The sequence below is a fragment of the Parendozoicomonas haliclonae genome (assembly GCF_900174585.1).
Classification (GTDB): domain Bacteria; phylum Pseudomonadota; class Gammaproteobacteria; order Pseudomonadales; family Endozoicomonadaceae; genus Sansalvadorimonas; species Sansalvadorimonas haliclonae.
In genome coordinates, this window is sequence record NZ_FWPT01000011.1 from 170,491 (window position 1) to 190,676 (window position 20,186).

General features: G+C 51.0%; 20 protein-coding genes and 1 pseudogene. 10 read left to right on the forward strand and 11 right to left on the reverse strand.

Annotated features, from left to right (window positions below):
- Positions 1–113 precede the first annotated feature (113 nt).
- Both spoT and EHSB41UT_RS20485 read left to right on the forward strand, forming a co-directional pair.
- Positions 114–2,237 (forward strand): bifunctional GTP diphosphokinase/guanosine-3',5'-bis pyrophosphate 3'-pyrophosphohydrolase, encoded by a 2,124-nt coding sequence (gene spoT, locus EHSB41UT_RS20480; protein WP_087112732.1) that lies wholly within the window; start codon positions 114–116, stop codon positions 2,235–2,237.
- Positions 2,238–2,392: 155 nt separating this feature from the next.
- Positions 2,393–2,782, forward strand: coding sequence for a RidA family protein (locus EHSB41UT_RS20485; RefSeq protein ID WP_087112733.1), 390 nt, complete (start codon positions 2,393–2,395; stop codon positions 2,780–2,782).
- A gap of 32 nt (positions 2,783–2,814) precedes the next feature.
- Here EHSB41UT_RS20485 and EHSB41UT_RS20490 read toward each other — a convergent pair whose 3' ends face one another.
- The 5 genes from EHSB41UT_RS20490 to EHSB41UT_RS20510 form a co-directional block, all read right to left on the reverse strand.
- Positions 2,815–3,498, reverse strand: a complete 684-nt coding sequence (locus EHSB41UT_RS20490) for an ABC transporter permease (protein WP_087112734.1) — start codon at positions 3,496–3,498, stop codon at positions 2,815–2,817.
- Positions 3,499–3,500: 2 nt separating this feature from the next.
- The gene (locus EHSB41UT_RS20495; protein WP_242667374.1) at positions 3,501–4,241 is read right to left on the reverse strand and encodes an ABC transporter permease; all 741 of its coding nucleotides are present in this window, start codon (positions 4,239–4,241) and stop codon (positions 3,501–3,503) included.
- A gap of 63 nt (positions 4,242–4,304) precedes the next feature.
- Positions 4,305–5,054 (reverse strand): transporter substrate-binding domain-containing protein, encoded by a 750-nt coding sequence (locus EHSB41UT_RS20500; protein ID WP_087112735.1) that lies wholly within the window; start codon positions 5,052–5,054, stop codon positions 4,305–4,307.
- Positions 5,055–5,099: 45 nt separating this feature from the next.
- On the reverse strand, positions 5,100–5,873 hold the full coding sequence (locus EHSB41UT_RS20505; RefSeq protein ID WP_087112736.1) for an ABC transporter ATP-binding protein: 774 nt from the start codon (positions 5,871–5,873) through the stop codon (positions 5,100–5,102).
- Between the two features lie 210 nt (positions 5,874–6,083).
- The gene (locus EHSB41UT_RS20510; protein ID WP_087112737.1) at positions 6,084–6,977 is read right to left on the reverse strand and encodes an SDR family oxidoreductase; all 894 of its coding nucleotides are present in this window, start codon (positions 6,975–6,977) and stop codon (positions 6,084–6,086) included.
- Between the two features lie 235 nt (positions 6,978–7,212).
- On the opposite strand from EHSB41UT_RS20510, the gene EHSB41UT_RS20515 reads away from it, so the two are divergent.
- Both EHSB41UT_RS20515 and recG read left to right on the forward strand, forming a co-directional pair.
- On the forward strand, positions 7,213–8,136 hold the full coding sequence (locus tag EHSB41UT_RS20515) for a hydrogen peroxide-inducible genes activator (protein ID WP_087112738.1): 924 nt from the start codon (positions 7,213–7,215) through the stop codon (positions 8,134–8,136).
- Positions 8,137–8,159: 23 nt separating this feature from the next.
- On the forward strand, positions 8,160–10,253 hold the full coding sequence (recG, locus tag EHSB41UT_RS20520) for an ATP-dependent DNA helicase RecG (protein ID WP_087112779.1): 2,094 nt from the start codon (positions 8,160–8,162) through the stop codon (positions 10,251–10,253).
- 6 nt (positions 10,254–10,259) lie between these two features.
- On the opposite strand, the gene EHSB41UT_RS20525 is transcribed toward recG, so the two are convergent.
- The 3 genes from EHSB41UT_RS20525 to EHSB41UT_RS20535 all read right to left on the reverse strand — a co-directional run bounded on the left by EHSB41UT_RS20525 (position 10,260) and on the right by EHSB41UT_RS20535 (position 12,732).
- Positions 10,260–10,460 carry a 2-hydroxymuconate tautomerase family protein gene (locus EHSB41UT_RS20525; RefSeq protein ID WP_087112739.1) on the reverse strand — a complete coding sequence of 67 codons (201 nt, stop codon included), beginning with the start codon at positions 10,458–10,460 and terminating at the stop codon, positions 10,260–10,262.
- An 11-nt stretch (positions 10,461–10,471) separates the two neighbouring features.
- Positions 10,472–12,169 (reverse strand): NAD-dependent malic enzyme, encoded by a 1,698-nt coding sequence (locus EHSB41UT_RS20530; RefSeq protein ID WP_087112740.1) that lies wholly within the window; start codon positions 12,167–12,169, stop codon positions 10,472–10,474.
- Positions 12,170–12,279: 110 nt separating this feature from the next.
- Positions 12,280–12,732, reverse strand: a complete 453-nt coding sequence (locus tag EHSB41UT_RS20535) for an Lrp/AsnC ligand binding domain-containing protein (RefSeq protein ID WP_087112780.1) — start codon at positions 12,730–12,732, stop codon at positions 12,280–12,282.
- Positions 12,733–12,879: 147 nt separating this feature from the next.
- Between EHSB41UT_RS20535 and EHSB41UT_RS20540 the strand changes: the two genes are divergently transcribed.
- Positions 12,880–14,157 (forward strand): L-cysteine desulfidase family protein, encoded by a 1,278-nt coding sequence (locus tag EHSB41UT_RS20540; RefSeq protein ID WP_087112741.1) that lies wholly within the window; start codon positions 12,880–12,882, stop codon positions 14,155–14,157.
- Between the two features lie 23 nt (positions 14,158–14,180).
- Here the strand turns inward: EHSB41UT_RS20540 and EHSB41UT_RS20545 are convergent, their stop codons facing one another.
- Positions 14,181–14,573: an SCP2 sterol-binding domain-containing protein gene (locus EHSB41UT_RS20545; RefSeq protein ID WP_087112742.1), complete on the reverse strand. Its 393-nt coding sequence runs from the start codon at positions 14,571–14,573 to the stop codon at positions 14,181–14,183.
- A gap of 167 nt (positions 14,574–14,740) precedes the next feature.
- Positions 14,741–15,055: pseudogene (locus EHSB41UT_RS20550) on the reverse strand (HU family DNA-binding protein); the annotation flags it as partial.
- 257 nt (positions 15,056–15,312) lie between these two features.
- Here EHSB41UT_RS20550 and EHSB41UT_RS20555 point away from each other — a divergent pair.
- From EHSB41UT_RS20555 to phoR, 5 genes are all read left to right on the forward strand, one after another.
- Positions 15,313–15,870: a chorismate--pyruvate lyase family protein gene (locus tag EHSB41UT_RS20555; RefSeq protein WP_165767357.1), complete on the forward strand. Its 558-nt coding sequence runs from the start codon at positions 15,313–15,315 to the stop codon at positions 15,868–15,870.
- Complete coding sequence (gene ubiA, locus EHSB41UT_RS20560; RefSeq protein WP_087112745.1) at positions 15,867–16,757, forward strand: 4-hydroxybenzoate octaprenyltransferase; 891 nt, start codon at positions 15,867–15,869, stop codon at positions 16,755–16,757. The genes EHSB41UT_RS20555 and ubiA overlap by 4 nt, the downstream gene beginning before the upstream one ends.
- Before the next feature lie 3 nt (positions 16,758–16,760).
- Entirely contained in the window at positions 16,761–17,405 is a 645-nt protein-coding gene (locus EHSB41UT_RS20565) for a SprT family zinc-dependent metalloprotease (protein ID WP_087112746.1), read from the forward strand.
- A gap of 74 nt (positions 17,406–17,479) precedes the next feature.
- A complete protein-coding gene (gene phoB / locus EHSB41UT_RS20570) occupies positions 17,480–18,169 on the forward strand; it encodes a phosphate regulon transcriptional regulator PhoB (protein WP_087112747.1) in 690 nt (229 codons plus the stop codon).
- A gap of 43 nt (positions 18,170–18,212) precedes the next feature.
- Entirely contained in the window at positions 18,213–19,541 is a 1,329-nt protein-coding gene (phoR, locus tag EHSB41UT_RS20575; protein ID WP_087112748.1) for a phosphate regulon sensor histidine kinase PhoR, read from the forward strand.
- Here the strand turns inward: phoR and EHSB41UT_RS20580 are convergent, their stop codons facing one another.
- Positions 19,542–19,940: an H-NS family histone-like protein gene (locus EHSB41UT_RS20580; RefSeq protein WP_415837483.1), complete on the reverse strand. Its 399-nt coding sequence runs from the start codon at positions 19,938–19,940 to the stop codon at positions 19,542–19,544.
- Positions 19,941–20,186 lie beyond the last annotated feature (246 nt).

Consider the following 20,186-nt stretch of genomic DNA (forward strand, 5'->3'; position numbering starts at 1 on the left):
TTTCACTAGCAACGTCTGAATCGGGCTTATCAATGCGTCACTGGCAATACCCGTTTTTTACTCTGTTTAAAAAGCTCAGGAAGCTGTAATCACCTGACAAGGAGGAGCGGGTATTGTCGACCATTAATGACCTCGCCTGGCGGCTGAAAGCCTATCTTAATGAAGACCAGATCAATCAGGTCCGAAGGGCTTATTATTACGCCGAACAGGCTCACGACGGCCAGATGCGCCGTTCCGGCGAGCCTTATATAACCCATCCCCTTGCCGTCGCCGGCATTCTCGCAGATATGCATATGGACCATCAGGCTCTGATGGCTGCCATGCTGCATGATGTGATTGAAGATACAGGCATTCCCAAAAGCGCCCTGCAAAAGCAGTTTGGCGAAACCGTTGCCGAGATTGTCGATGGGGTCAGTAAGCTAACTCACGTCGAGTACGAAGACAAAACCCTCGCCCAAGCTGATAACTTCCAGAAGATGGCTCTCGCCATGGCGCGGGATATCCGGGTTATTCTGGTTAAGCTGGCCGACCGCCTGCACAACCTGCGCACCCTTGGCGTTATGCGGCCAGAAAAGCGCCGGCGTATTGCTCAGGAAACCCTCGATATCTATACCCCGCTGGCCCAGCGTCTGGGTATGCACAATATTCGCATCGAGATGGAAGACCTTTGCTTCCATGCCATGCATCCGATGCGTTCCAGCATGCTTAACAAGGCCGTACGCAAGGCCCGTGGTAACCGCCGCGAAATTGTTAGCAGCGTTGTTGAGAGCATTAACAACCGGCTGGAAACCGAAGGCCTGAAAGGCCGGGTGATGGGCCGGGAAAAGCACCTGTTCAGCATCTACTCCAAAATGAAGGATCAGAGTAAATCCTTCAGCGAGATTATGGATGTCTACGGTGTGCGCATCATCGTTGAGAATGTGGATTGCTGTTATCGCACCCTGGGGTTGGTGCATAACCTGTTCAAACCCATTCCCGGCCGCTTTAAAGATTACATCGCTATTCCCAAGGCCAATGGCTATCAGTCTCTACACACAACCTTGTTTGGCCTGCACGGGATTCCGGTAGAAATCCAGATCCGTACCCAGCAGATGGAAGATATGGCCAACAACGGTATTGCCGCCCACTGGCTGTATAAATCTGGCGATGAGGCTCTGATCGGTAGCCGGTCACGCACACACTCCTGGCTGCAGAACCTGCTTGAGCTGCAGCAAACCGCGGGTAACTCTCTCGAATTTATCGAGAACGTGAAGGTCGATCTGTTCCCGGATGAGGTTTACGTCTTCACGCCTCGCGGAGATATTCTTGAACTGCCGCGCGGAGCCACACCGGTCGATTTCGCCTATGCCGTTCATACCGACATCGGCAACACCTGCGTCGCCTGCCGCATTGATCGCAAACTGGCTTCACTGAGCCAGCCACTGAACAGTGGTGAAACCGTTGAAGTTATTACCGCACCGGGCGCTCGTCCTAATGCGGCGTGGCTCAATTACGTTATCACCAGTAAAGCGCGCTCTACGATTCGCCACTTCCTGAAGAATCAGCGTCAGGCAGAATCCGTTGCCCTTGGTCGTCGCCTGCTTAACAAGGTTCTTATCAGCCTTGGCAGCAGTCTCGATACCATTTCCAGCAATAGCCTGGATGCCGTATTGGCGCACTCCGGTTATGTACAGCTGGATGAGCTGCTGGAAGATATCGGCCTCGGCAATCGCATGGCTTATGTTATTGCCCGCCGCCTGATGGATATTCAGCTGATGGAACCGGATCAGCTGGACTCTACACCAGAGAAACCTCTGACCATCAAAGGCACAGAGGGCATGATCATCAGCTTTGCCCGCTGCTGCTACCCAATCCCGGGTGATCTGATTGTTGGTCATGTAAGCTCCGGCCGCGGTCTGGTTATCCACAACCAGAACTGCTCGAACATCTCTGAAATCCGCCACAGCCCGGAAAAGATTCTGGAAGTGGATTGGGACAAGAACGTTCAGGGAGAATTCCTGGTCGAGCTGAACCTGACTGTGGACCAGAAGAAAGGCATGATTGCCGCGCTGGCTACCGCCATGTCGGCCGCAGGCGCCAATATCGACAAGATCGCAGTTGATGAACATGGCACACACCAGAGCAAGGCTGTGGTGCAAATGCGTGTTCGCAACCGAGTGCATTTGGCAGACGTTATCCGTCGCCTGCGGGTTGTTAAGGGCGTATACAACATCTCCCGCGATAAAAAAGAGAGCTAATCGGGCGATAGCATACTGCCTAAATCTAGCTGATCACTTATCCTTCAAAGCCGATAGAAAACTGCAACAGTTTGCAGTTTTCATGCTCTGGACGATCGTTATGGAACCTGCCATGCTGGCATGTCTTGCGAATATACGGTGATAAGTGTCTAACAATGAGTAATAAACAGATTATCCATACCAGCAATGCACCCGCGGCCATCGGCACCTATTCTCAGGCCGTTAAAGTTGGTAAAACCGTTTATGTGTCTGGCCAGATTCCTCTGGTTCCAGAGACCATGGAAATCGTTGAAGGTGATTTCAAGGCCAAGGCCTGCCAGTGCTTTGAAAACCTGAAAGCCATTGCCGAAGCCTCTGGCGGTTCTCTGGAAGATGCCGTGAAGATCAACATCTCCATGACTGACTTGAGCAACTTCCCACTGGTTAACGAAGCGATGGCTCAGTACTTCAAAGAGCCATACCCTGCTCGGGCCGCTGTAGGCGTGAAAGAACTGCCAAAGGGCGTTCCGGTTGAGATCGAGGCCATCCTTTACCTGAAAGGCTGATGACCTCGTAGAGAAAAGAGTTAACCGCTACCTCAAACCATCTGGTGGCGGTTAAACAAACGATCAAGCAGCTTGAAGAACAGCATAAACAGCCAGCTGATAAGCAGATACAACACACCCGCAGCAATATAAATCTCTTCCGGCGTATAGGTTCTGGCAATAATGGTTCGCGCCATACCAGTCAGATCCAGCAAAGTAATCGTACTGGCCAGCGCACTGCCCTTCAGCATCAAAATCACTTCGTTACCGTAAGCCGGCATCATAATGCCGAAAGCCCTGGGCAGAAGGATTCTGCGATACATGGTTGGCTTGGTCATACCCATCACACGACAGGCTTCCACTTCCCCACGGGGTATCGCCTGCAGCGCTCCACGAAGAATCTCAGCGACATAAGCAGCCGTGTGTAAACCCAGTACGATAATCGCACACCAGTAAGGCTCACGGAGGTAAGGCCAGAGCGCGCTTTCACGCACAATCTCAAACTGGGACAGACCGTAGTAGAACAGGAAGATCTGGATCAACAGCGGCGTGCCACGGAAGAAGAAAATATACAGCCGTGGCAGACCATTCCAGGCAAGGCTTTCCGACACTCTGGCCAGCGCCATGGGTATAGCCAGAATCAAACCAAGAATACTGGAGAGGATAACCAGCTTCAGGGTCATCCAGGAACCTTCCAGCAGGCGCGGGTAATACTCGGCAATAACAGACCAATCCATCTTTACGCCCCCCCAGCAGCTTTCATGGTACGGGCAACAGGTCGCTCATGTCGGCGGGATCTGTTCTCGAAATAACGCAGGATCAAGGTGGTGACCACCGTCAGGCTCAAATACATAACCGCTGCCGTAAAGTACCAGGTAAAGGGTTCACGGGTTGCCGTAACCACCATCTGGGTTTTACGGGTCAGTTCTTCGAGGCCAATAACGGAAATCAGAGCTGTGTCTTTCATCAATACCAGAATCAGGTTGCCAAGCCCTGGCAAAGCAATACGCCAAACCTGTGGCAGCTGAATACGGAAGAAGATGCGCAGCTTACTCATGCCCAGAGCTGAAGCAGCTTCTTTCTGGCCAGGATGAACCGCAAGAAATGCGCCCCGGAAAACCTCTGTCGCATAACCGCCAAAGGTCAGGCCCAGAGCAATCACACCGGCAATAAACGGGCTGAGTTCAATATATTCGTTGTAGCCAAACCAGGAGGCTATCGTCATCAACAGTCGGGTTGAGCCAAAGTAAATCAGAAAAATAATCAGCAGTTCAGGAATGCCACGAATAAACCCGACATAAGCATCACCGGCATATTTAGCCGGCTTAAATTTCGACATTCTGGCAGAAGCGCCCAGCAGGCCCAGACAGATGCCTACAAATGTTGCGGCAAGGGTCACCTTTACGGTCATGACCGTACCGGCAAGCAACTGCCCGGTAAAGCCCTCGAACAGGCCATCGGCTATAACTTCAGATATCAAAACGGATTACCCTATTCTTATTGTTATACGGCACAGGCTGTATGCCTGTGCCGTAACGCACGCTTAGTAGATAGAGAACGGGAAGTACTTGGCGTTGATCTTCTCGTAGGTACCGTCGGCACGAATCTCTTTCAGAGCCTGATTGAACTTCTCTTTCAGCTCATCTTTCTTACGGATAGCGATACCGATCTTGTCGTTCTTGGCAAAGGCTTCGCCCTTGAACTCAAAACCCTTGCCGTTATCGCCATTCAGCCAGTCGTAGGCAGGCAGTTCATCAGCAATGGCACCGTCCAGACGACCGGCCTGCAGATCCAGGTAAACCGCTTCCTGAGTGTCGTACAGTTTGATGTCTACGACGTCAGCCAGATTGTCTTCCAGATACATGCCACCAACGGTGGAGCGCTGAGCACCAATCACCTTGCCTTTCAGGCCGACTTTGCTGGTATCCAGCTCTTTGCCTTCAGGCCCCATGAAACGCAGACCACCGGAGTAATAGTGATCAGTGAAATCGACCTGCCTCAGACGCTCTTCAGTGATAGACATACTGGCAACGATTGCATCGAACTTGCGAACTTTCAGGGCCGGAATCATGCCATCCCAGTCCTGACCAACAATCTCACACTCAACCTTCATCTTGGCACACAGTGCGTTGGCGATATCGACGTCAAAGCCAGCCAGCTGGCCCTGCTCATTTACAAAGTTGAAAGGAGCCCACGCGCCTTCGGTCGCAATTTTGATCTTGTCGGCAGCCATGGCAAAAGTGCTTGCCGCCATACCGATTGCCAGAGCACCTGCTTTTACCCAGTGGTTCATACAGCTCGTCCTTTTTTACTTCTTCTGTTGTGTGTTCTTATGTTTTTACACGGCCGTAGCCAGGAATTCCCGACAGCGGGTGGACTCTGCAGATTCAAAGACCTGTTCAGGTGTGCCGTCTTCTTCAACACGGCCCTGATGCAGGAAGATGATCCGGTCAGAGACTTCCCGGGCAAACTTCATTTCGTGCGTCACAATCAACATAGTGCGGCCTTCCTCAGCAAGACCGCGCATAACACCCAGCACTTCACCCACCAGCTCAGGATCGAGAGCGGAGGTTGGCTCATCAAACAGCAGAACCTGAGGCTCCATTGCCAAAGCACGGGCAATAGCGACACGCTGCTGCTGACCACCAGAAAGTTGGGAAGGGTAATAGTGAGCACGATCGGAAAGCCCGACCTTCTCTAGCAGTGATTCCGCCAGCTCGCGAACTTCACGTTTGGAGCGGCCAAGCACATGAACAGGAGCCTCGATCACATTCTCAAGAATGGTCATATGGGGCCAGAGATTAAAATTCTGGAATACAAACCCCAACCGGGAACGAATCCGTGCCAGCTGCTTTTCATCGGCAGCTTCCAGTGATCCATCAGCGCGCTTTTTCAGTGTTAATGCTTCACCATTGACACTGATGCTGCCCTGACAGGGATTCTCAAGAAGGTTGATACAACGAAGAAAGGTACTTTTACCGGAACCACTCGAACCAATGATCGAGATGACATCACCGTCATGGGCCGTCAGGGAGATACCTTTTAATACCTCAAGGTCTCCATAACGTTTGTGGATATCTGTCAGTTCCAGTGCGACAGGTGTCTGGTACATCAAACCCCCAGTGACGTTTTAATTATTATTTTTTGAAGAATGCGGTACCTATTGCTCAAAAACCGACCGCATTTCCCACCTATAGCTTATTTTCTATTTGCTCTAGTGACGTAACTTACCCCGAGAAGGGTCAGTGTTCCAGAGAAAAATGTTTCACTTTGTTGCCGGAATGACAGAGTTTTGCGGTTGAATCAGAAGCAGCTAACTGCTTCAAATATCCCCCAGGATCGTCTTGTAACCCTCGCGATAGGAGGGATAGAGAAAGTCATATCCGCTTTCTATAACCCGCTGATTTCGGCAACGTTTGCTGCCTCTGGAACCACCGGGAATCTCGGATTCAGGCTGTACATTTACCTGCTCTGCCAGCCACTGTGTGACATCACTTAACGGTGCCGGATCACAATCCACCCCCAGATAAAGGGGGTGAACACATTCATTACTGAGATCCAGACTGATTAACTGTTCCAGGATTCCGGCACAGTCATCGGCATGAATACGATTACCAAACGCGACAGGTTCGCTGGCGTACACCTCTCCACCCATCACTTTGCGCAGCATAAAATTACGACCCGGACCATAGATCCCGCCAAAGCGCACAACCGTTGCTGGCAGATCGCTGTTCAGCAAAAGTCCTTCCGCTTCCAGCATAATCTGGCCATTAAATGTTTGGGGATGAGTCTCTGAAAGCTCATCAATCCACTCACCATCACGCTGGTGATAAACCGCTGTGCTGGAAGTGAAGAAGGTTCGTCTCGGCGGGTGGGGATAGGCTTTTATCTTGGCAAGAACATGACCAAGGCCATCAACATAAGTTTTGCGATAACCTTCTTCACCCGAGCGTCCGGCAGCTGCTGCATATACGACATAATCAATATGCTCCGGCCACTCATCCCACTCTCCTGTAGCCAAATCCCCTTGAAGAGCTTTTACACCTTCAGGCAATGACTCGATTGAACGCCTCAGACCATAAACCGTATGCCCGGCCTCAAGTAGCCGTAAAGCCAATCTGCCACCCACATCACCACAACCGGCAATCAGTGTGACTGGATTAGTTTTGTCGCTTTGCTCTGCGCTTGTATCTGCTTTTGTAAGAGTTGCGTTCATAACAGCCCCGAACCTTCGATATTCAAAAACATTGATATCAGTCTCAGCTTTGCCGCCATTTTGGTTTATTATTCGCAGGCTAGTTAATAGAAAAAGTTAATTAACAGCAAGGGCATACCCGCTTCAGCAACATAACCTGAGGCTGCGTGTCCCGCCACTGGAACGGCCACTGTATGGCACGAGTTGAGTCGCAGTCATCTGTTCCAACTGTTTAAATTTACAGTAATATGACCCGATGACCCTTACAGAACTCAAGTACATCGTCGCTCTGGCACAGGAATGTCACTTTGGTAAAGCTGCGGAACGCTGCTTTGTTAGCCAGCCCACTCTCAGCGTGGGAGTCAAGAAGCTCGAGGATGAGCTCGGCGTTGCCATTTTTGAGCGCAGCAAGTCCGCCGTTCGCGTCACTCCGCTAGGCCACAAGGTTATAGAGCAGGCGCAGAAGGTTCTTGAGGAAGCTTCCGGCATCAAGGCGATTGCCAGCGAAGGTAAGGACCAGCTCTCCACTCCTCTGCGAATTGGCACTATCTACACCATCGGGCCTTATCTGCTCCCGCATATGATTCCGCAACTCCGCAATATTGCGCCGGAGATGCCGCTGTATGTGGAAGAAAACTTCACGCACGTACTGCGCCAGCGTCTGCGTATCGGTGAGCTGGACGCGATCATTATCGCCCTACCGTTTACTGAAGCGGATGTGGTGACCAAGCCTCTCTACGATGAAGATTTCCGGGTATTGATGCCGGGCAACCACCCCTGGACCAAAAGAGAACAGATTCCGGTCAACGATTTGGCCAGCACTGATCTTTTACTGCTTGGTGAAGGTCACTGCTTCCGTGATCAGGTTCTTGAGGCCTGTCCGGCGCTCTCCAAAAAAGAGAGCAATAAAGAGCAAATTCATCAGACCACCATTGAAGCCACCTCTCTGGAAACCATGCGTCATATGGTCGCTTCCGGTATGGGCGTGACCGTACTGCCACAATCTGCGATTGGCAGCGATAACCACTACTCCAAAGATCTGTTGGCAACTCGACCTTTTGAACAACCAGCGCCAGGGCGAACCGTTGCTCTGGCATGGCGGGCCAGTTTCCCGCGCCTGAAAGCGATCGATGCACTCGAGAAAGCCATCCGGCAGTGCCCATTAACACCCTTTAAGTAATACCAGCGATGGCTCGCGATCAAATGAATAGCTCAGGAAGGGCTTTACATCAGGTACCCGTCACGACGCTGAAAGGCGTCGGGGCAGCCCTCGCAGAAAAACTGGCCAAAATTGGCATTAACAATCTGCAGGATCTGCTGTTTCATCTTCCTCTGCGCTATCAGGATCGTACCCGTATTACTCCAATTGGCAACCTGCAGTTTGGAATGGATGCAGTGCTGGAAGGCACAGTCATTGCTGCCGATATCGTGATGGGAAAGCGCCGGAGCCTGGTCTGCAAGGTTCGGGATGGTTCCGGCTCGATCACCCTACGCTTTTTCCATTTCAGTGCCGCGCAAAAGAACTCTTTAAAAGCAGGCGTAAAAATACGAGGTTTTGGTGAACCTCGTCGGGGCGCTTATGGCTTGGAGATTTATCATCCAGAATACCGGGTGATTAGTGACAGCAATCCGGCTCCCGTTGAGGATACGCTGACGCCAATTTACCCGGCAACCGAGGGCCTCACACAGGTTCGCTTGCGAAGCTTGTGCTTGCAGGCACTGAAATTCCTCGATAATCCCGACGCGCTGGAAGAGTGGTTGCCGGAACCAATCCGCAGGCCGTTTAATCTGTGGAACCTCACAGACGCCGTTCGCTTTCTCCACCAGCCTCCACCTGATGCTGATGTTTACCAGATCATGGAAGGTCTACACCCGGCTCAGCAGAGACTGGCTTTTGAAGAGCTGTTGGCACATCACCTGAGCCTGCAACAAATTCGGCAACGGGTGCGCCGGCAAAAAGGTTTGGCTTTACACGGCACCGGCAAGCTTGTGGATAAGTTTTTAGCCAACCTTCCCTTCACTCCAACCGGTGCACAACAGCGGGTTGCCAAAGAAATCCACAGCGATCTTTGCTCCGAAGCACCCATGCTTCGGTTGGTTCAGGGCGATGTGGGCTCCGGCAAAACAGTTGTTGCCGCGCTAGCAGCATTGCAGGCTGTAGAAAGTTATTCACAGGCTGCATTAATGGCGCCAACGGAGATTCTTGCCGAGCAGCATTACAACAATTTCCACAGCTGGTTGAAGCCCTTGGGGATAACTGTTGCCTGGCTGACAGGCAAGACCAAAGGCAAGAAGCGGGCGGAACAATTGGAACTTATCCGCAGTGGTGATGCACAGGTTGTGGTCGGTACCCACGCATTGTTTCAGGATGATGTGGAGTTCAAGCATCTGGCTCTGGCCATTATTGATGAACAACATCGCTTTGGTGTGCACCAACGGCTGGCACTGAGAGAGAAAGGTCGCAATATCGGCGCCATGCCCCATCAGCTGATCATGACCGCAACGCCTATTCCCCGAACTCTGGCCATGAGTGCCTATGCCGATCTCGACCTTTCAGTCATTGATGAACTTCCTCCCGGTCGTACGCCTGTAAATACCATCGTGGTCGGAGATGATCGTCGGCCACAGGTGATTGAACGTGTAAAAGCCGCCTGCCTTGAAGGCCGCCAGGCTTATTGGGTATGTACGCTGATTGAAGAATCTGAAGCCCTGCAGTGTCAGGCTGCGGAAGTCACGGCAGAAGAGTTGAAGACAGCTCTACCGGAGCTGTCTATCGGACTTATCCACGGCCGGATGAAGCCCACAGAAAAGGCCGAGGTTATGGCTGCGTTCAAGGAAGGCCATCTCCATCTTCTGGTTGCCACAACGGTTATCGAAGTGGGTGTGGATGTTCCCAACTCCAGTCTGATGATTATCGAAAACCCTGAGCGCCTCGGTCTGGCTCAGCTCCACCAGTTACGAGGCCGCGTCGGTCGGGGCAACATCGCCAGCCATTGTGTGTTGATGTACCACCCGCCACTTTCCCAACACGGCAAAGAGCGCCTGCAAGTAATGCGAGATTCCAGCGATGGCTTTGTAATTGCAGAAAAGGATCTTGAGCTTCGTGGCCCGGGGGAAGTTTTGGGAACACGCCAGACAGGTCTGGTGCAATTCCGGGTTGCTGATCTGGAGCGCGATAAGGTTCTTCTGGAAAGTATTAAAGGAGCCGCTGAACAGCTGCTACGGGAAGCGCCAGCCCATGCGCAGCCACTGATTGATCGGTGGCTGCCACATGGTGACCGGTTTGCGGATGCCTAAACGACCTTACTTTGCCTTGCGCAGCTCAGTGACTTGATCAAAGCCAATACCCCAGTTATCGGTATTCACTTCGTCAATCAACACGATGGTTGTGGCTGGGTTCTTACCCAGCACATCAACCAGCAGTTGCGTTGCGCCTTTGATCAAAGCCTGCTTCTGCTCTTTGGTGACACCTTCATCGGTGATTTTGATGTTTACAAAAGGCATCTTACTTCCCCTTAGCAGTAGGCCATGCGAACGCGGCGATACTCGGCTTTCCAATAGTTCGCATGAATACGTTCTTCCAGCTCATTCAAACCGCATTCCGGTGCCAGACCTTCTTCCTGTGCCTGAATAGCGACCGCCTTGGCGATATCACAAGTCACACGCTGAATAGTATCCAGAGTTGGCAGCAAAGGTGCTTCCGGGTTCATGGCAGAAGGTGCACACAGAGCCAGGGTTTCTACAGCCTTATCCAGCATACCGTCGGAAATGCGGGTCGCACCGCAAGCTAGGACACTCAGACCAATGCCCGGGAAGATATAAATGTTATTGCACTGGGCAATCGGGTAGCTTTTGCCTTCATACTGCACAGGATCAAACGGGCTGCCAGTTGCCACAACAGCACGGCCCTGGGACCAGTTGATAATATCTTCCGGCACCGCTTCTACACGGCTGCTTGGGTTAGACAGTGCGAATACAATCGGACGATCATGATTACGGGCCATCTGCTCAATAATTTCTTTAGTGAACAGACCCGTCTGACCGGACACACCGATAATCACGTCCGGCTTGATCTCACGTACAACGTCTTTCAGGAAGGCACCCTTCGCAGTAGTTTCTTCCCCGAAAACACTCTCAACCTCGGTTCTCTGGCGAACCAACTTTTGTTGGAAGTCACGCAGGTTATCCATTCCATCATGCAGCAGACCAAACTGATCAACCATGTACATACGACCACGTGCTTCTGCATCGGTCAGGCCACGGGAACTCATAAGGCGGATAATCTGTTCAGCAATACCACAACCGGAAGAACCCGCTCCGAGGAAGGCAACCTTCAGGTCTTCTACTTTCTTGCCAATAGATTGGGCGGCAGACAACAGAGTACCGGCAGCAACCGCAGCAGTTCCCTGAATATCGTCGTTGAAGGAACAGAGCTGATCACGGTACTTCTCCAGCAACGGAGTGGCGTGACCAATCGCAAAGTCTTCAAATTGCAGCAGAACATTTGGCCAGCGACGCTTAACAGCCTGAATGAAGGAATCAACAAACTCGTAGTATTCGTCATCGCCGATACGCTCATTGCGCCAGCCGAGATAACCAGGATCATTCAGCAGCTCCTGATTATTGGTACCGCAATCCAGTGCGATTGGCAGAGTCAGATTTGGCGCTACACCACCGACTGCACTGTAAAGAGCCAGCTTACCAATACAGATGCCCATACCACCGATGCCCTGATCACCCAGACCCAGAACCCGCTCACCATCGGTGACAACAATCACTTCAATATTACGCTTGAAGCTGGCCAGCATGGCATCAATACGGTGACGCTCAGGATAAGAGATAAACAGTCCGCGTGGACGGCGGTAAAGATCACTGAAACGCTGACAGGCCTGACCAACAACCGGTGTATAGATAATTGGCAGCATCTCTTTCAGATGACGCTGGATCAGGGCGTAATAAAGAGTTTCGTTGGTATCCTGCAGAGCACGCAGGTAGATATGTTTCAGAATCGGGGTCGGCTTGAGGCAGTAAGATTTGTAAGCACGACGACACTGCTCTTCCAGAGTCTCCACGTTCGGCGGCAGCAGACCATGAAGGTCGAGCTCGCTGCGCTCTTCCATGGTGAAGGCGGTGCCTTTGTTCAAAAGAGAGTTTTCCAGCAGCATTCGGCCGGTGAGTGCTGAGTGGATGCTGCTATGGTTCATGTCGTTCATGGCTACTGCTAAACGAGGAGGTAGAATATCCTGCAAGCATAAGATCAACACCAGAAACTGAACAGAATCCTTACACAGTTTGCGTACAAATACCTACCACAAAAAACTCTCTATATAGGAAGCGCCGTTGTGTACTTAATCTGCTCCATTGCGAAGTTGGACGACACCTTACTGAGGTCGGGAATGGCCTTGATCAGCTTCTTATAAAACCGGTCATAGGCGTGAATATCACTCACGACCACACGCATCATGTAATCCCACTCTCCAGCCATACGATAGAGTTCAACAACCTCCTCAAAAGTCGACGCTGTGCAGGCAAAATGCTGGAGCCAGTTGTCATTATGGTTACTGGTTTTTATCTGCACGAAGACTGACAAGGGTAAATCCACCTTATCCTGATCCACCAGCACGACACGTTTGCGGATGACGCCATCCTCCTCCAGTTTTTTTACCCGCTTCCAGCACGGGCTTGGAGAAAGGTCTGCTTTGTCTGCCAGCTCATTGAGGGAGAGAGAGCCGTCCTCCTGCAAAGCATTAAGTATTATCCGATCCCGCTTATCCACGACTAAAATTTTCCACAATGAACACGCATTTAAAAAATTATTTTCCCAAATAAGAGTTTTCACAATATCAGAAGAGAAGATTTTTCTCTGCGACACCTCATAAACTATTCCTACATTATTCAGCCATCAGCTCTGAGGAAAAGAACCATGTGGCGTGCTGAGTGGGATGCGTACATCGCTCTAATCAATAAAAAAGTTAAGCCAGCTCTTGGCTGTACTGAACCCGTCTCGACTGCTCTGGCTGCCGCTTATGCGACACAGCTGCTTGGTCACACACCTGATCGGCTGGAAATACTAGTCAGCGGCAACCTGATGAAAAACGGTATGGGCGTGGGTATTCCCGGTACCGGTAAAACAGGTCTGCCTATTGCTGCAGCGTTGGGTGCTATCTGTGGGGTTCCGGAAAAAGGTCTTGAGGTGCTTGCCGAGGTCACCCCGGAATACGTTGCCCAGGCTCAGGAGATGATCGATCGCAAGTGCGTCAGCATCGCGATTGCGGATACCTCCTCCATTCTTTATGCCGAAGTGATCGCCAGCCATGGTGATGATCAGGCGCGGGTAGTCATTCGCGATGATCATACCCGCATCACCTTTCAGTCCCTGAACGGTAAGATCGTTCAGCCTGAAGCAGATGCCGACCAGCAGCACAGCGAAGACGATGCTCCACAGCTTTCGCTGTCATCCATCTATGAGTTTGCGACCCAGGCTGACCTGGACAAGCTGTCGTTCATTCTGGATGCGGCCAAACTGAACACCTCTCTAAGTGTTGCCGGTCTGGAAGAAGACTTTGGTCTGAAAATTGGTAAGAGCTTTGCCAACAATATTGCCAAGGGTTTTCTCAGCGAAGATCTGGTGACATCTGCCATGATGCGTTCTTCTGCCGCATCTGATGCCCGTATGGCCGGCGCCATGCTGCCCGCCATGAGTAACTCCGGCAGTGGTAACCAGGGCATTTCTGCCACCATGCCGGTTGTAGCCATTGCCGAGAAGATGAATGCTTCAGAAGAACAGCTGACCCGTGCGCTGATTATCAGCCACCTGACAGCTATTCATATCAAGAGCCACCTGAATACACTGTCTGCCCTGTGTGCGGCCACCACAGCTGCTGCTGGTGCAAGTGCTGCGATCGTATGGCTGCTGGGCGGTGATGAAGAGCAGATGAGCTATGCGCTGTTTAATATGTTCGGCGATGTGACCGGCATTCTTTGCGATGGCGCAGGAACCGGCTGTTCTCTGAAAGTGTCCACCTCTGCTCAAGCAGCGGTGAAAGCGGCACTGATGGCACTGGACGGCACACGCATTACCGGTCATGAAGGTATCATCGAAGATGATATTGAAAAGACTATTGCCAATATCGGCCTGATCGGTAATCAGGGACTGGCAGAAGCCGACACCATGATTCTAAAAATCATGACCAGCAAATAACCACTCCCCTAAAAGAAGCAGTATCAGGCTGCTTCTTTTTTCTTTTTCTTCTTCTTTTTAGGTACAACCATTCCAGCAATGCCCTGGAACCACATCAGGCTCATCGGGTTACCTTCCACACGAATGGTCTTGTCCTGAATACCTTTCATAAAGGCCAACTGGGCATTCTTGGCGGTTAAAGCCTTGAAGCCTTCTTCAGCCGTATTAAAGCGCAGGCAGAATTCTGGATCTTTGGCCTGACCACCGCTGCTGGAGACTTTGTTATCTTTCACGCGGAAGGCTCGGCACACGCCATCATCGCTGGAAATTTCAAAGGACATATCCTTGCCTTCGAGCTTTTTAATAAAGGCCGGATTGTTGGAGCTGGCCCGCTTCATAAGAAAGCCAAGACCGATAAGCAGCAGTCGAAATTTCACAGAATGTCCCCAGCGCTAAAAATCACAGCCGAGCATTTTATAAGCTTCCAGCGTATAAGCCAGTGCATCAGTGACATTTAGGGGAGCATTTAGGGTCAAAGGCGGCAGGGGAACAGCAGGCTGGTACCGGAGAGAAGGCACCAGCCATCGCTTTACTGAAGTTACGCTTACTTGTTTACAGCGTCTTTCAGAGCTTTGCCTGGTTTGAAGGCAACGGTGTTGCTTGCAGGAATCTGCATAGCTTCGCCAGTCTGTGGGTTCTTACCAGTACGGGCACCTCGGGCACGCTGGGTAAAAGAACCAAAGCCGATCAGGTTAACAGTCTCCTGACGCTCCATAGCCTGGGTGATTTGATCAATGATGGCAGACAGTGCCTCGGCGGCCTGGTCTTTGCTCAGGTCGGCCTGATCTGCAATTGCAGCAACAAGTTCTGGCTTGCGCATGGCTTCCTCTCGAATCCGTTTTCTAGTTAGTGTTATTTTTTTATTTTCCCTGGCGGACCCTTCCCGAGTCCGAAACCGAGAACATGCAGCACATTCAAGCCTTTTTAGGCCTCTAGTGCCAGCACCAACATCAACCTTAAATCAGCCCCAGCCCAAGGGCAATACCAAATATCGCTGCAATATGCGTCTTTATGTCAATTACATAGTTATTAGCCACTATCCAAAACTTGCATGCTTCTTATTTATCACGCATGCTCCGGAAAAATACTGCCCGGATGCGTTTAAGAATTTCCCTTATGTCGTCTCGTCCTGTTGCACTGGATAACCAGCACTGGATCGGCTGTGATTCCCTTTCTGGTAGCATCGCCGATGAACAAAAACAGTGGCTAATTGACAGCGGCTCCCTAACCGCACGCCTGAAAAAGGCTTTCTCAGGGGATTTCAGGGTTGAGGTGCTTTTTCACGATTGGGATCAACCAACAGCGCAGGAGCGTCAGTTCCTGGATATGGCGGAAGATGAGCAGGCCAGCATTCGGGAGGTTCTGCTTATCTGTAATGGCGAGCCCATGGTCTTTGCCCGCAGCATTCTTCCAGCCAGCAGCCTTGAAGGCAAAAACAAAACGCTTCTAACACTTAAAGATAAACCGCTTGGCGAGTTTCTATTTGCCCAGCCAGACCTGAAACGCGGATTAATTGAAATAACACAGACATCGGACCGTAACGGGCAGACGGTCTGGGGTCGGCGCTCACGATTTACTCTGGATAACAAACCTCTGGCCGTGTGTGAATATTTCCTGCCGGCTCTGTTTACCGGAAATTCGGAGGCCATCCCCCCAGGGGTACTCTCTTTATGACAGCAGACACATCAAGAATCACACCATCACGCTTACAAAATTATATTCAGCTCACCCGCTTTGATCGTCCTATCGGAACCTTCCTGCTGCTCTGGCCAACCCTATGGGCCCTCTGGCTCGCCGCCGACGGCTGGCCACAGCTTGAGCTGGTGATTATTTTCAGTCTCGGAACGTTGCTGATGCGCTCTGCAGGCTGTGTTATCAATGACTTTGCCGATCGTGACTTTGATGGCCATGTGAAGCGCACCAAAGATCGCCCTCTGCCTTCCGGTAAAGTCAGTAAAAATGAAGCTCTCACTCTGTTTGCCGTCCTGTTAACCTGCTCCTTTGCGCTGGTTCTGATGACCAACCCGCTGACGATTACTCTTTCCTTTGCCGGGGCAGCTTTGGCAGTGATATACCCCTTTATGAAGCGTTACACCCATTTGCCGCAGGTGATTCTCGGTATGGCATTTGCGTGGGGCATGCCCATGGCCTGGGCCGCACAAACCAACACTCTGGATCCGGTTGTCTGGCTGATCTTCTTCGGTTGCCTGCTATGGATTGTTGCCTATGACACTCAGTACGCGATGGTAGACCGGGACGATGACCTGAAGATCGGTATTAAGTCGACTGCCATTCTGTTTGGCCGTCACGACAATAATATTATCGGCCTTTTGCAGGCTGGCACTCTGGGTATTCTGGCTATGGCTGGTTATCAGCTGGAAAGCGGCCCTCTTTATTATCTCGGTCTGGTCGGAATGGCGGCACTGTTTGTTTACCAGCACTCCCTGACCCGGTTGCGCCAGCGGGACGATTGTTTCAAAGCTTTCTTGTCCAATCACTGGGCAGGGTTTTCTGTTCTCTGCGGCGTGATTGCCGATCGCTGCCTGACAGGTATTTTTTAACGAGTGTCCTCCAAACTGATCCAACAACTGGCCCATCAGTTGAGTCCTTTTCTTCCATCTGGCACTGCAGACATCAGTGCCAGATGGCTTATCGATAATCGCGTCAACCTTCGCATCTCCCGACCACGTAAAACCAAGCTCGGTGATTTTCGTCCGGCAGGACGAGGAAAGCCTCACCGCATCAGCGTGAATAAAGATCTGGATCCTTTGCAGTTTCTGATCACCTTCACCCATGAGATCGCCCATGCCCAAACCTGGGACAAGTACGGCTCTCGTGTGGCTCCCCATGGCAAGGAGTGGAAGAACTGTTACCGGGGGCATCTTGAAGAGATTCTGGCTCTGAATGTGCTTGAGCCCGAGGTAGCAAGTGCCGTCAAACGGCATAGCCAGAACCCGAAAGCGAGCAGCTCATCCGACTGCGATATTCAAAAGCTCACACGCCCGGAACACCAAGGGCCCTTACTGAATGATCTCGGTGCGGGCGTCAGCTTTACTATCGACAGTGGGAAATCATTTAAGACAATTCGTCGGCTACGCAAATACTGGCTTTGCGAGGAGTTGTCTTCGGGGCGGCATTATCGTGTTTTGGGCTCTCTGCCTGTTGCTGTTCACAACGCAGAGGAACACAATTTAAAGGTTGTCACGTAACTGTAACATTGCCCATGTGTAATGCACTGGACAAAAATAAATCTCGTAATTTCCATGGAGGAAATGGTTGAGCCATGACAACAAACAAGATTCTCATTGTTGAAGATGAAGCCCCTATCCGGGAGATGATTGTTGTTGCTCTGGAAATGGCTGGCTACGAGTGCCTCGAAGCAGAGGATGGCAAGGAAGCGCACGCAATTATCGTCGACAAGAAACCAGACCTGATTTTGCTGGACTGGATGCTGCCCAATATCAGCGGTATTGAGCTGGCCCGCCGCCTGAAACGCGATGAGCTGACATCATCCATTCCCATCATTATGCTGACCGCCAAAGGCGAAGAAGATAACAAGATTCAGGGCCTCGAAAGCGGCGCTGATGACTATATCACCAAGCCTTTCTCTCCTCGTGAGCTGGTTGCCCGTCTGAAAGCGGTTTTGCGCCGTACTCAAACACCAGGTCAGAGCGAGCCAATCGAAGTGGAAGGAGTGATGCTGGATCCAATCAGCCACAGAGTATCCATTGATGGCTCTCCTGCTGAGATGGGTCCAACCGAGTACAGACTCCTGCAGTTTTTCATGACGCATCAGGAGCGGGCTTACACCCGCAGTCAGTTGCTTGACCATGTCTGGGGCGGTAATGTGTATGTTGAAGAACGGACTGTTGATGTACACATTCGTCGCCTGCGCAAAGCTCTTGGTGGCGATTATGAAAAACTGATCCAGACAGTGCGTGGAACGGGCTATCGCTTCTCAATCAAAGCTTGAGATAACCCGTTAACCAGACTCTGTATCCTGTGCCGGAGAAATAATGAATCAAAGCTGGCATATTGCAGTCCTTAAACGGCTGGTTTTGCTGTTGGGTGGAGCGCTCGCTATTGGGCTGCTTACTGAACAGATTACTCTTTCCCTGCTCATCGCCTGCACAATCTATCTGGCCTGGACGCTAAGAAACGTCTTTCGTCTCATCTCGTGGCTTGATAGTGCTGCCGAGTCTGCCGACATCCTTGAACCTCCCAGCGGCCATGGCCTGTGGGGGGAGTTGTTTGATGGCATGTACCGGCTGATGCGTAAACAGGAACGCGCCAGAAGCCGTTTGAAGGCCGTAATCAATCGTTTTCAGGAATCGACCACCGCCCTGCGTGAAGCCGTTGTATTTACCAATGGTCAGGGACAGATTGAATGGTGGAACCCGGCCGCAGAGCATATCCTTGGCCTGCGCAATCCCCATGATGTTGGCCAGCTGATTACCAACCTGATACGGCACCCACGCTTTGCCTGTTACTACGAGCAAAAATCTTATGGTGAACCGCTGATTCTTCCTTCACCTGTATCCTCTGAGAAAAAGCTGCATTACTCCATTACCCTGTACGGGCCAGAGAATCGTCTGCTGATCGTTCGTGACAACACACGTATCCACCAGCTGGAGCAGATGACCAAGGACTTCGTAGCCAATGTTTCTCACGAGCTGAGAACGCCTCTGACGGTTATTACCGGATATATTGAAACACTGTCTGATAACATCTCCCTGCTGCCTGCACCTCCCATACCGGTTATGCCGCGGGCACTGGATCAGATGCAATCACAGGCCATCCGCATGGCCAACACCATTGAAGACCTTCTGATTCTTTCCAAACTGGAAACCGCTGACAGTCAGCAGGATTTGATGCCTGTCTCCATTGCTCCACTGCTGGAAAGCGTTGCCAATGATGCTCGCTCATTCAGTGGCAACCGCAACCACAACATCACCATCGACTGTAAAACGGATACAAAAATTCTGGGCAACAGCAAAGAACTGCAGAGCGCGATCTCTAATATAGTTTTCAATGCGGTTAAGTACACGCCGGATAACGGCAACATCAGACTCAAATGGAATGTCGAACTGAATAACGGTTATCTGTCAGTTAAAGATGATGGCATTGGCATGGAGCCTCAGCATATTCCAAGGCTGACTGAACGTTTCTATCGAATAGACCGAAGCAGACATGCATCAACAGGTGGAACAGGGCTTGGGTTAGCCATTGTGAAGCATGTTCTGCTACGACACGATGCAACTTTGCTGGTTAAAAGCAGGCCAGGAAGAGGAAGCAGTTTTACCTGCCAGTTCCCACAAAGCAGGCTTCTGCGTGAAGCGGCCTGATTAACGTTCTTCGATGATGCAGTCAGAACGTTCTTTGCCCATCCTTTGGAGATATTCCTGAAAGATTTTTGGCGCTCTGCCAGTCAGTGAACCTTCCCATTGGTGAGAGCTGCCATCCTTATCTCTGAACTCAAAAAGAAACCGTTTAATATTACGCTTCTTTTTTTCGCCTGTTGCAGGCTGACCGAAATCTTCGATCGATATTCCTTTTTCATCCATCATCCTGCGAATAGCATCAATGCTGCTTTGCTTGGCTTTCAGTTTTTCCTTTTCTTCGGCAACGGATTCCTTCTTTTCTGTAAGAACATCAGTCAGACGACTGACGATACGTTCCAGATCTTCAATATGTACATCTTTGAAGAGTCCACGCATTCTCGTTTTACTGCTTAACCGGTGCATTACTTCATCGAATACATTCACTTAATCAGCCTCCCGATATACAGATGATTAGAAAGTAGGTAATAGTGTTGGTACTGACAACATGAAATTTATTTTTAGAGAGCTCAGCGGAGACATTTATAAAGCAATAGAAAGCCTACTCGTAGCGGAGTCATGAATTCGCCATCTTTGGTTTAATTATTCTTTATGGCCCACCAGCAGCCCCGATTACTGGCCTTAAGATTTCATGCATGCACTTTTTTGAGT